Genomic DNA, 13,170 nt, shown 5'->3' on the forward strand with positions numbered 1-13,170 from the left:
TTTGTTTTATCTTTTTAAAGAAAAATGAGATTTAAATTTTTTAAGAATATCTTGTTCTGTGTATTCAACAGTAAACCAGTAATCATTTGCAGGCATTGGTTGTCCAATATAAGTTCCATCCCAACCTAAACCATTAGGTCTCAATTCCTTCAAAAGTTTACCATAACGATCAAATATTAGAATTTTAGAATTGGATTGATCTGTTAAACTGAAAATATTCCAAGTGTCGTTATAGTTATCATTATTAGGAGTGAAAAATTTAGGATAATCAATTACCAAAACATTATTTCTTGTTATTGGAGGACTACAACCATTTTTATCTTGGACAGTAATGGAATGCGTACCTAAAGAAACATATTCAAAAATAGGACTTTCTTGAAAAGGTCCGTCATCCAATTGATACAAATAGTCGCCAGCTGCAGTAGCATTAATCGTAACAATTTGATTTTTGGAAAACGCCTCTGTAACGGTCCAATCTACATTAACAAGAGTAGATTGATTAACCGTGACATTTATCGTTTTTGAAGTCGCACATTGATTCGGATTTGGAGTAAATACATAAGCTCCACTTATAGTATTATTAATAACTGATGGCACCCAGGTTCCTGTAATTCCATTTGGCGATATATTTTTCAAAATAGGAACTGCATTACCGGAACAAATTGACAAATCAGTAAAATTGGGCTGAATTAAAGGATTTACAACTACAGATAAAGTTTGAGTTGTAGCACATTCCGTTGCATTTGGCGTAAAAACATAACTTCCGCTTGTAGTATTACTAATTGTTGCTGGAGACCAAGTTCCACTTATACCATTTGGAGAAGTGGTAGCTAACAGCGGTGCAGTTGATCCAGTACAAAAAGCAGGTATAGCTGCAAAGTTTGGTGTCGTTTTTGGTATTACGACTACGTTCAAAGTTTGAGTTGTTGCACATTGATTCGCGTTGGGTGTAAAAACATAAGTACCATTAGCTACATTATTAATATTTACCGGTGACCAGGTTCCAACTATCCCATTAGGTGATGTATTGGTTAAAAGTGGGGCTGTAGAACCAAAACAGAAAGGAGGAATATTTGCGAAATTAGGGGTTACAACTGGTACAATATTTATTGTGACTTTAGATAGCGTTAATGAAGTACATTGACCAGCATTAGGTGTAAAAGTATAAGTAGTACTTCCTAACATGGCAGTATTAACGACCGCAGGACTCCATGTTCCTGTAATTGCTGGAGAATTATTAGAATTTGTTGGTAAAATTGGTGCCGTTGCATTTTGACAAACAGTGATTGGAATTCCTGTGAAGGTTGGTGTTGTCAATGGTGTAACCGTTACATTCAAAGTTTGGGTTAGTGCACAAGGAAATAATACAGGATCTGGTGTAAACACATAATTCCCACTTGTAGTATTATTTATTACGGCCGGATTCCAAGTACCCGTTATATTATTTGGTGATGTAGTTCCTAAAATAGGTGCTACAGTTCCTGAACAAAAAGGTGCTATTGCAGGGAAATTAGGTGTTCCAATACTGGTTGGAGAACATATTGTTGTGCAACTTTCTGTTTGAGAAGTCACACAAGGTTTTGCACCAATTGCTGTAAGAGTGAATACTACTGTTTGCTTTTCATTCAAACCTGCTACTGTAAAGTTAGAAGGAGCATTATGTGTACCTGTAATAGGTAATCCACCATCTATTGTATAACTATAGGTAAAACTAGATTGTCCAGTATTAGCAAAATCAAATTTAATAGAATTTGGTGTTACTGTTTGGCAATATAAATCTAATTGTTGATTAACATATACATATATTGGAGTTCTAGGAGTACTTTCAACTCCACTTACTATCTGCGTTACATAATAAGTAATCGGGCTACCTCCAGTTGCAGCTGTAGCTGTCGAAGGAGTTGGAGCAGCTATAGAAAATGTCCCTCCTGTAACTGCTGTATACCATCTTAAAGTCCCTCCTCCAGAAGGTATTGCAGATAAAGGAGTTGCTGTTTCATTCAAACAATAATACAGATATTGCGGATTTGGAGTTGGAGGTGGAGTTTGACCAAAAATACTGGAACCAAGAAACAAATCAGCAAAACAAACAAAGACTAATAAAATTATACTCTTTTTCACTGTTCAAATTTTTAAAATAGATTGGATTAAGGTAAATATATTAAAAATAAAGCTTTATTGAAATTAATTGTAAAAAAAATAAAAATTCATAAATTATAGAAAAAACCAAATTCAATATTAGTAGTATTAAAACCCAAGTTAGGACTGTTTAAGCCTGCATTAGAAACATGCCGAAAACTAGGCCTAATTTCAAAAATAAATTTGTTGATTTCTAAATCAATACCTACTGCTAAAGTATTTGATAAAGCAAATCCTTTAGCCAAACGTTCTGTTTCTGCATCAGATATCAATGGACCAGTACTTCCTAAAATAAAAATACTAAGCGTATTAGAGATTGGTTTTCTTATCAGAATCCCTAAATTTAAAATATATTGATTGACATTATGGGTTTTGGAATAATATTCCCGTTTAATTATATAATCAGGATCATCAGAAGTAATAAAAAAAGGATTAATAAGTTTATGTTCTCCAAAATTAATCTCTGGCTCAACTACTAATTCCCAGGTATATCTTTTAGTTTTTTTAATTACATAATCAACATGTATTTTATAAAACCGATTATCAAAAGTGTAGTTTTTATTTTTAAATTCATATCCAAAACCATGCAAAAAACCCATCATTAAATCATTCTTATTTTTTTGAGAAAAAGAAGCATGAAATAAAAAAAACAATAACAGTGTGAAAAGTATTTTTTTACCCATAATCAATTCATTTAAAAGAGATTAAACGAAACACCCATACTAAAATTAACTATTATAATTGAATAAATACTAATATTTATCACAAAAAAAGATCCAACTTTCGTTGGATCTTTTCTTTAACTATGATTAAAATAAATCTTAAACTTCTGAATGCTGTTTTTCGATTAATTTTTTGTCTTCTCTTGAAATTGTATCTACTAATACTGGTGTAGCAATAAACAATGATGAATACGTTCCTACAATAATACCTACTAACATTGCAAAGATGAATCCTCTGATTGATTCTCCACCAAAAACAAACATGATTAATAATACTCCAATCATTGTTAATGAAGTATTGATTGTTCTGGACATTGTTGAATTAATTGATTTGTTTACAATTTCTCCAAAATTACCTTTAGTTTTTCCGTCTAAGAATTCACGAACTCTATCAAATACAATAACGGTATCATTCATAGAATACCCAATAACAGTAAGAATCGCAGCAATAAAATGCTGGTCGATTTCCATACCGAAAGGCATAAATTTATAACACAATGAATAAATTCCTAAAACAAAGATAACATCATGTGCTACAGCAGCAATCGCTCCTAAACCATATTGCCATTTTCTAAAACTAATAAACAAATACAAAAACACAATTAACATTGCTCCAAGAACAGCCCAATATGCATTCGTTTTAATGTCTTCTGCTACAGTTGGTCCAACTTTTGAAGCTAGCATAATACCAGATTTTTTACCCTCGTATGCATTTACAAATTTATCATACGTTAAGCCTGTAGAGAAATGTTGTTTTAAATTATTATACAATAACTTATTTACTTCTTGATCAGCTTGAGTTCCGTGTTCTTCTACTTTATATTTAGTCGTAATTTTTAATTGGTTATCATTACCAAATATTTTTACTTCAGCACTTCCTTCAAATACTTTAGCTAATTCCGCTTTTACTATTTCAGCACTAACTGGCTTTTCGAAACGCACCTGAAAAGTTCTACCTCCTACAAAATCTACACCTTGATCTAAACCATTTGTAAACAATGAAACAAAACTTACAATAACTACAATTGAAGAAAAAGCATACGTCCATTTTTTCACACCTAAGAAATCAAAATGGAAATTAGTAAAGAAGTTTTTAGAAAAATTAGTTACAAATGACAAATCATTTTTACCAGCGATATTCTTGTCTATAAAAATTCTTGCGATAAATATAGAAGTAAATAATGAAGTTATAATACCGATAAGTAATGTTGTTGCGAAACCTTTTATGGGTCCTGAACCAAAAATAAACAATACTGTACCAATTAAAATGTGCGTAACGTTTGCATCTACAATAGAACGCATAGCACCTTTCCAACTGTAAGAAGCAATTACTGCTTCACCCAATGTTTTTCCTGCTCGTAATTCTTCTTTCGCTCTTTCATAGATAATGATATTCGCATCAACTGCAGTACCCATCGTTAAAACGATACCGGCAATTCCAGGCAATGTTAATACAGCACCTAAACTTGCTAAAATACCGAATAAGAATAATAAGTTAACTGCCAATGCAATATTAGCATACCAACCTGCTTTTCCATAATAAACGATCATCCAAAGTGATACTAAAAGTAATCCTACAAGTGCAGAAGTTGTTCCATTATCAATTGCTTCTTGACCTAAGGATGGTCCTACTACTTCTGATTGAACGATATCTGCAGCAGCTGGTAATTTACCTGCTCTTAAAACATTAGCTAAATCTTTAGTTTGAGTTACATCAAAAGTTCCTGAAATTTCAGATCTACCTCCAGCAATTGGACCACTAGAAACTCCTGGCGCAGAATATACAATATCATCCAAAACAATAGCGATATTACTTTTTTGTGTATATGCTCTACCTGTCAATTCTTCCCAAACTTTTGCTCCTTGGTTATTCATTTGCATAGAAACAGCTGGTTTTCCTGATTGATCAAAAGTATCTTTTGCATCAGTAACTACACCACCTGCCATTGCAGGAATATTATCTCTATTTCCTTTTAAAGCATATAATTCAACCGCATCAACATCTTTCCCTTTTGCATCTTTAATAGCCGAAGGAATACCCCAAACAAATTTAGCATAACGTTGATCTCCTGCCAATAAAACTCTGATATCTGCTCTTTTTAAATATCCGTTTACAACAGCAGTATCTTTTGGTGAGAAAAGACCTAAAACTGGTCCTCCACCTTGACCTATCATTTTATCCAATAAAGGATTATTTCCTTTTTTAGTAGCTGCTGAATCTTTTCCATCTGTTAACAAAGCACTCAAAGAATCTTTAGCAACAGTTTTAACCGCAACTTTATTGATTTCAGTTTTTTTCAATGACTCATTAGCAGCCATTAAAAAATTACCAATTTCATCAATTTTATACGTTTCCCAAAACTCTAATTGAGCAGTACTTTGTAATAATTTTTTTATTCTGTCTACATCTTTAGCACCAGGAAGTTCAACAAGGATTCTTCCAGATTCTCCTAATTTTTGAATATTAGGTTGTGTTACACCAAATTTATCGATACGCTTTCTTAATACACCAAAAGCACTTTCTACAGATTCATCAACTTTTCTTTTGATTACTTTTTGAACTTGTGCATCAGTCATCTGAAAATCTACTCCACCATCACCTTGCAAACTTCTGTTTGCAAAAATATCAGGAGACGCTAATTTTACAGCTCCTTTTGAATTTGCTTCAAAAGCATCAAAGAACTTGTCTAAGTACGATTTATTTCCTTGTAAATCTGCAGTAGCATCAGCCAAAGATTTATTGAAAACTGGATTTTTAGAATTGTTAGATAATCCTTTTAATATATCTTTAACAGAGATTTGAAGTATTACATTAATACCTCCTTCTAAGTCAAGACCTTTATTAATTTGCTTATCACTTACTTCATTAAAAGTAAAATCAGTAAATCCAAGATTAAATACTTTTTCTTTACCGATAGAATCTAAATATTTAACTTCTTTCTCAGTATTCCCATTAGCAAAAGATTTTGCATCGTTTTTTACTTTGCTTGCGACAAAAGTGAAAGAAAGTTGGTAAATACTTACCAATGCAAATAGAATTGCGAAAAATTTAATAAGTCCTTTATTCTGCATTATTACTAAAAATTAATTATTTTTTATTTATTTATTTTTGCTTTAAACCTTATAGAGTAAGACTTGCCATCAATTTTTGAAACCAAAAAATAATATCAGGAATTACATCAATTTTTTTAAACCGAGCAAATATATAATTAACGTTAAGATTAACCAATTTATTTATTGATTAATCTCAAAAAAAAGACTGCTAAAGTGCAGTCTTCTCTCTTTTATAATTAAAATATTATGCTAAAATCGATTTTAAGGCATCATTCATTTGCCTAACTGCATCAGCACTTTTAGCAAACAATGCTTTTTCTTGCTCATTTAGTGCAATGTCAAGAATTTCTTCTACTCCATTTTTACCAATAATACAAGGTACACCGATACAGATATCATTTTGACCATATTCTCCTTCGACAAAAACTGAACAAGCGATCATTTTCTTTTGATCATTCAAAATACTATCCACCAAATAAGCAACTGAGGCTCCAGGAGCATACCAAGCAGAAGTTCCTAAAAGACCTGTAAGTGTAGCTCCACCCACCATAGTATCAGCAGCTACTTTTTGTAACACCTCATCAGAAAGAAATTCAGTTACCGGAATCCCATTATAAGATGCTAAACGTGTTAAAGGAATCATAGTAGTATCACCATGACCACCTATAACCATTGCAGAAATATCATTTGCAGGTTTGTCTAAAGCTAAAGACAAATACGTTCTAAAACGAGAGCTATCCAATGCTCCACCCATACCTATAATTCTATTTTTTGGTAATCCTGTAGATTTCAAAGCTAAATAAGTCATTGTATCCATAGGATTAGAAACTACCACTATAATAGTATCCGGCGAATGTTTCAATACATTTTCAGCAACTGTTTTCACAATTCCTGCGTTGATACCTATCAGTTCTTCACGAGTCATTCCTGGTTTTCTAGGAATTCCAGATGTAATTACCACTACATCGCTTCCTGCTGTTTTAGAATAATCGTTAGTAACACCTGATACTTTGGTATTAAAACCTGTATTTGTAGCACATTGCATAATATCCAAAGCTTTACCTTCCGCAAAACCTTCTCTGATATCCAATAATACTACTTCGCTAGCAATTCCTCTATAAGAAATTACATCTGCACAGGTCGCACCTACATTCCCTGCTCCTACAATGGTAACTTTCATATTTTTATGTTTATTCGGTTATTTGTTTAGCCGTTGAATCGATTAAACAAATAATCAAATCAACGAATAAACTTTTTAATTAAGCATCTATATTAGCGTAAACGGCATTTTTCTCAATGAATTCTCTTCTTGGTGGCACTTCATCACCCATTAACATGGAGAATACTCTATCGGCTTCCGCCAAACTGTCAATATTTACTTGACGTAATGTTCTAAAAGAAGGATCCATTGTGGTTTCCCATAATTGCTCCGCATTCATCTCCCCAAGACCTTTATAACGTTGAATACCTGCGCTACCACCCATTCTAGCATTCGCTTGATCGCGTTGATCGTCATTCCAAGCGTATTCTTTTTTGTTTCCTTTTTTAACTAAATACAAAGGTGGTGCGGCAATATACACGTGCCCTTCTTCGATTAGTTCTTTCATAAAACGGAAGAAAAACGTCAAAATCAAAGTAGAGATGTGACTACCATCGACATCGGCATCACACATAATAATCACTTTATGGTAGCGCAATTTCGAAATATTCAACGCTTTACTATCTTCTTCTGTTCCAATAGTTACACCAAGTGCCGTAAATATATTTCGAATCTCTTCGTTTTCAAAAACCTTATGATGCATTGCCTTTTCAACATTCAAAATCTTACCACGTAATGGCAAAATCGCTTGAAAAGCACGGTCACGACCTTGTTTAGCCGTTCCACCTGCCGAATCTCCCTCGACAAGATATACTTCACATTTTGCAGGATCTTGTTCAGAACAATCAGAAAGTTTCCCCGGTAATCCACCGCCACCCATTACGGTTTTGCGTTGTACCATTTCACGCGCTTTTTTGGCCGCATGACGCGCTTGTGCCGCAAGAATTACTTTTTGAACAATGATACGAGCATCATTTGGATTTTCTTCCAAATAATTTTCAATCATTTCACTCACCGCTTGACTTACCGGCGAAACAACTTCTCTGTTTCCTAGTTTAGTTTTGGTTTGTCCTTCAAATTGTGGTTCCGCAACTTTTACAGAAATAATAGCTGTCAATCCTTCACGGAAGTCATCACCAGAAATATCAAATTTCAGTTTATCCAACATTCCTGAAGCATCTGCATATTTCTTTAACGATCTGGTAAGACCAGTTCTAAAACCTTGCAAGTGCGTTCCTCCTTCGTGAGTATTAATATTATTTACATAAGAAAAAATATTTTCCGTGTAGCTTGTATTGTAAATTAAGGCAACCTCAACTGGAATCTCACCCTTTTCGTGATCCATAGAAATTACGTGCGCGATAATCGGCTCACGGTTCCCATCTAAATAACGGATGTATTCTTTTAAACCCTCATCAGAATGGAAAACTTCTGATACAAAATTTCCGTCTTTATCTAGTTCTCTTTTATCTGTAAATGTGATTGTAATTCCTTTATTCAAGTATGACAATTCACGCATACGAGCCGATAAAGTATCGTAAGAATATTCAATTGTTTGCGTAAAAATACTTGGATCCGGATAAAAAGTAACGATTGTTCCTCTTTTTGTAGTTTCCCCAATTTGTTTAACTGGATATAACGCTTTTCCCTTTTCATATTCTTGCTCATATACTTTTCCATCACTACTATGAACAGTAGCTCTCAAATGGTTTGACAATGCATTTACCACCGAAACCCCAACACCGTGAAGTCCACCAGAAACTTTATAAGAGTCTTTATCAAATTTTCCTCCGGCACCAATTTTGGTCATTACAACCTCCAGAGCTGAAACGCCTTCTTTTTTATGAATACCAACTGGAATACCACGTCCGTTATCTTCAACAGAAACAGATCCATCTTCATTTATATCAACTATTATCGTATCACAATGGCCTCCCATTGCCTCATCGATAGAGTTATCTACCACTTCATAAACTAAATGATGCAGTCCTCGAACACCTACATCTCCAATATACATCGATGGACGCATTCTTACGTGCTCCATTCCCTCTAATGCTTGAATACTATCTGCTGAATAATTGTCCTTCTTGATTTCTTCGCTCATATATTTTATTCTAAAAAAATGTAATTTTTGTCTAACACGCAAATATATAAAAACACAATTTATATAACCGTTAAAATCCCATTTTAAGCTGTTAAGTTATTAACAAAAAAGTGTCAATTTCAATAGCAATAGCAAAAATCAATTTCTAAAGAAATAGAAGGAAAAACTAGTATAAAAGACAAATTTCCAATACAAACATCTATACTGCCGTTTTGTAAATTTGAAAAAATAAATGATTTCAATTCTTTTTCAATTTGCTATTGAATCTATAAATTTAAAGCTATTCAACTACAATTTTTCTAACGATGTTTACCTCATTGCTTTGAAAATAAATAAAATAAACCCCTTTGACTACATCACTCAAATCAAGAATATTATTTGATTCTCCTTCAAACGATTTTGTTTTAACTAGTCTACCTAAATCATCATATACACCAGCTTTTTCTAAACTAATATTATCAATATGCAATTGCCAATTAGTGGGATTTGGATATAAGACCATTTTATTAAATAATTCATCGTCTAATCCTAATGTGCACGTTGTGTTATAAATTGCTTTTGCATCTTTATAAGCTAACCAATTAGCGTTTGAATATACAGCATCATCAACCTGAATACAAGTTAAGTTTGGATTGTTGACTAAATCTAAGGTTAGATGTACATTATTACCATTTTTTAGATTTAAACTTTTTAATAACGGATTAGAATAACAATTTATTAAACTCAATGCTGTGTTTTTAGATACATCTAATGTAACAAATTGATTAGAATCACAGTATAAAAAATGTAAAGCAATATTATTAGAAACATCTAAAGTGGTCAATTGATTGTTGTTACATCCAAAAGTATACAAAGCTATATTTTTAGAAACATCCAAATTTTTAAATTGATTTCCAGAACAATACAAATTAGCCAAAGATGTATCATTAGTAATATCTAAAACCGCTAATTGATTCCCGTAACAACTTAAAGTATTCAAAACTGTATTTAGAGAAACATTTAAAGCAGTCAATCGATTTGCTGCACAGTCTAAATAACCCAAAGTTGTATTTTTAGCAAAATCTAAAGTTGTTATTTTATTTCCATAACACTTTAAATTAGTCAAAACCGTATTTTTAGAAACATCCAATGTTGTCAATTGATTGGAAGAACAGTCTAAATTACCCAAAACTATATTTGAAGAAACATCCAATGTTTTTAATTGATTAACAAAACACTCTATTTTAGTCAAGTCAGTACTTTTAGAAACATCTAAAGTAGTCAATAGATTAGAAGAACAGTCTAAATTAGTCAAAGCTGCATTTTTAGAAACATCCAATGTTATTAATTGATTGGAATTACAGATTAAATTAGTCAATGAAACAAAATCTTGAATTCCAGTCAAATCAACAATATTAGAATAAGATACATCTAATGAAGTAAGTGAGTTAATATTTGAGGTTAAAACTTTTCCATCAAGCGATCCAGAGTCTATGCCAAGAGCAATAAGTTTGTTTTCAAAATTTACATCTGGAATTAGTGTGTACTGCGCATAAGTATAAGAACTTGCTAAAAAAAGTAAAAAAAGTAAAGATTTTTTCATAGGATATTTTTTGATAGGTTTTAAAAACATTTAAAGATATTTAAAATTCAATAGGCCAATTAAATTATTTATTGCAATCTCGATAACAATTGGGCCAAAAATAAAAAATATTCTAAAAAACAAATTTCCAAAACTAACATTAAAATGCTATTTTGGTAATTTGAAAAATTAATTACTTTCATCCGAGCCACTATTTAGAAAGCTCCTGTACTAACTTTTCACCTTTTCCTTTTCCGATAACGGCTAATATTCCACACGTAACTCTATTTTTAATATTCTATTCTTTTTTTTTAAGACAAAGACGCAGTAGTAGTTATAATTATAAAACACAAATGCGTTATCTAGCTACAATATAAAACCCAAATTTATAATTTACATTAAAAATGTGAAATAAACCCACTTAAATTAAAGTACTATATAATAAATTATAACGTATCACTTGCAAAGATTTTCTTATTTTACCTTATCTCCTTTCAAATACGTATTCACTGCCTTCATTTTAACGATTTGATTCTCATTGATTTTCATTAAATCTTTATCATAAATTACAAAATCAGCCCATTTTCCAACTTCTAGACTTCCTTTTTCCTTTTCTTCGAAATTTGAATAAGCAGCCCAAATCGTCATTCCCTTTAAAGTCTCTTCTCTACTCAATGCATTTTCCATTTGAAAACCTCCTTTTGGATAGTTCTTACTGTCTTTTCTTGCCACTGCAGCATGAAATGTAAGCATTGGGTTCACTTCTTCTACAGGGAAATCAGTACCAAGAGCTACAATTCCTGCTTTTTGAAGTAATTTTTTATAAGCATAAGCATTTTTTATTCTTTCTTTTCCTAATCTTTCTCCCGCCCAATACATATCTGAAGTGGCATGCGTAGGTTGTACCGAAGGAATGATTCCTAATTTAAAATAATCAAAATCTTCTTCACGCAAAACCTGAGCGTGTTCAATCTTCCATCTGCGGTCTTTTTTACCATCTAAAACTTCCTTATAAATTTTTAATAAAACCGTATTTGCCGAATCACCTATAGCATGCGAATTCAATTGAAAAGGAGAAGCTGCAATTTGTTTTGCGATAGCTTTTAAGTTTGAAATAGGAGAAAGTAACGCTCCAAATTGTTTTGGCATATCAGAATAGCCTTTATGCAAACAAGCACCACGAGAACCCAAAGCACCATCGCCATACATTTTAAAGGAACGCACATCTAAATTATCCGTTTTATAAATTCCTTTTTTTAGATATAAATCGATGTTTTTTTGATTTGCCGTAATCATAGCATACACATTAAGCTTCATCACTTTTGCTTTTTGCAAACTGTCCATTAAATTAATAATATCCGGATCTAAACCTGCATCATTTACTGTTGTCAACCCATAATCAAACATTACTTTTTCTGCATCCAATAAAGCTGCAATTTGTATTTTACGACTTGGTTTTGGAATTATTTTAAAAACTAAATCCATTGGATTATCTATTAAAATTCCGGTTGGTTCTCCATTTGCCATTTCAATCTGACCACCAACAGCTTTTGCATCTTTTGTAATTCCTGCTAACTTCAAAGCTTTACTATTCACAAATATCGCATGACCGTCAACTCTATTTAATACAACGGGAATATCTGGAAACTCGGCATCTAAATCTGCTTTTGTCGGAAACTTTTTTACTTCCCAATCGTTTTGATCCCAACCATTACCAACGATAAACTCCGGTTTTTTTTCTTTTTGAAAAGTCTTTATACGTGCTATTACTTCACCCATATTTTTGGTCCCGCGTAAATCAACTTCTTGAAGACTCAGTCCAAAACTGTAAAAATGACAATGCGCGTCAAACAAGCCTGGGTAAATGAATTTCCCTTTAGCTACAATATTATGCTCAGATTCATATTTATTTCTGATTTCATCGTTAGTCCCAATAGCCACAATTTTACCGTTACTAACTGCCATAGCATTTGCAGTGCCAAATGTTTTATCAACTTTATAAATAGTAGCATCCGTAATAATTACATCGACTGTAGTTTTATTTTTTTTGAGACAAGAAACAAGTGAAAATAAAGCAAAAACTAAAATATAACGTTTCATAATGTGGTGTTTAGATGGGCTAATATAAAAAACTGTAACCAATTATTTTAGACAATGACCAATAATAAAATTTTTAGTAATTCTATCTTTTCAAATAAGACGTTAGCTATACAACAAAAAAAAGACGTTCTCAAAATGAAGAACGTCTTAGTCTATTTATTAAATCTTAATTAAATTGGGTTTATGCTTTTATATATGCATCATCATGTACACTCGCAACCGCTCTTCCTGAAGGATCATTCATGTTTTTGAATGCTTCATCCCACTCTAAAGCAATTTTTGTGCTACACGCCACACTTGCTTCTTGAGACGTACATAATGCAATGCATCGTTACGAAAATGCTCTATACAAATAGAATGATAAAATTAAATAAAAAAAGTGGGTTTGTAT

General features: G+C 32.2%; 7 protein-coding genes and 1 pseudogene. All 8 read right to left on the reverse strand.

The window, feature by feature from the left end:
- Window positions 1-6: 6 nt before the first annotated feature.
- A complete protein-coding gene (locus OA85_RS17050; protein WP_052257235.1) occupies window positions 7-2,121 on the reverse strand; it encodes a T9SS type B sorting domain-containing protein in 2,115 nt (704 codons plus the stop codon).
- Between the two features lie 86 nt (window positions 2,122-2,207).
- Complete coding sequence (locus tag OA85_RS11705; RefSeq protein WP_039109975.1) at window positions 2,208-2,822, reverse strand: acyloxyacyl hydrolase; 615 nt, start codon at window positions 2,820-2,822, stop codon at window positions 2,208-2,210.
- Window positions 2,823-2,960: 138 nt separating this feature from the next.
- Window positions 2,961-5,933: a protein translocase subunit SecDF gene (gene secDF / locus OA85_RS11710; protein ID WP_039109976.1), complete on the reverse strand. Its 2,973-nt coding sequence runs from the start codon at window positions 5,931-5,933 to the stop codon at window positions 2,961-2,963.
- 226 nt (window positions 5,934-6,159) lie between these two features.
- The gene (gene mdh / locus OA85_RS11715; RefSeq protein WP_039109977.1) at window positions 6,160-7,095 is read right to left on the reverse strand and encodes a malate dehydrogenase; all 936 of its coding nucleotides are present in this window, start codon (window positions 7,093-7,095) and stop codon (window positions 6,160-6,162) included.
- 79 nt (window positions 7,096-7,174) lie between these two features.
- Entirely contained in the window at window positions 7,175-9,118 is a 1,944-nt protein-coding gene (gyrB, locus tag OA85_RS11720; RefSeq protein ID WP_039109978.1) for a DNA topoisomerase (ATP-hydrolyzing) subunit B, read from the reverse strand.
- Window positions 9,119-9,398: 280 nt separating this feature from the next.
- The gene (locus OA85_RS11725; protein WP_197056080.1) at window positions 9,399-10,700 is read right to left on the reverse strand and encodes a T9SS type A sorting domain-containing protein; all 1,302 of its coding nucleotides are present in this window, start codon (window positions 10,698-10,700) and stop codon (window positions 9,399-9,401) included.
- A 453-nt stretch (window positions 10,701-11,153) separates the two neighbouring features.
- Complete coding sequence (locus OA85_RS11730; protein ID WP_039109979.1) at window positions 11,154-12,779, reverse strand: amidohydrolase; 1,626 nt, start codon at window positions 12,777-12,779, stop codon at window positions 11,154-11,156.
- Window positions 12,780-12,960: 181 nt separating this feature from the next.
- A pseudogene (gene asnB, locus OA85_RS17235) lies at window positions 12,961-13,145 on the reverse strand (asparagine synthase B); the annotation flags it as partial.
- Between the last annotated feature and the right edge of the window lie 25 nt (window positions 13,146-13,170).

The organism is Flavobacterium sp. AED (genome assembly GCF_000812945.1).
In the GTDB taxonomy this organism is placed as follows: Bacteria; Bacteroidota; Bacteroidia; order Flavobacteriales; family Flavobacteriaceae; genus Flavobacterium.

Bases quoted from the DNA above. Each gene is read 5' to 3' on its own strand.
- secDF (WP_039109976.1), bottom strand. From the start codon at position 5,933: ATGCAGAATAAAGGACTTATTAAATTTTTCGCAATTCTATTTGCATTG.
- OA85_RS11705 (WP_039109975.1), bottom strand. From the start codon at position 2,822: ATGGGTAAAAAAATACTTTTCACACTGTTATTGTTTTTTTTATTTCAT.
- mdh (WP_039109977.1), bottom strand. From the start codon at position 7,095: ATGAAAGTTACCATTGTAGGAGCAGGGAATGTAGGTGCGACCTGTGCA.
- gyrB (WP_039109978.1), bottom strand. From the start codon at position 9,118: ATGAGCGAAGAAATCAAGAAGGACAATTATTCAGCAGATAGTATTCAA.
- OA85_RS11725 (WP_197056080.1), bottom strand. From the start codon at position 10,700: ATGAAAAAATCTTTACTTTTTTTACTTTTTTTAGCAAGTTCTTATACT.
- OA85_RS11730 (WP_039109979.1), bottom strand. From the start codon at position 12,779: ATGAAACGTTATATTTTAGTTTTTGCTTTATTTTCACTTGTTTCTTGT.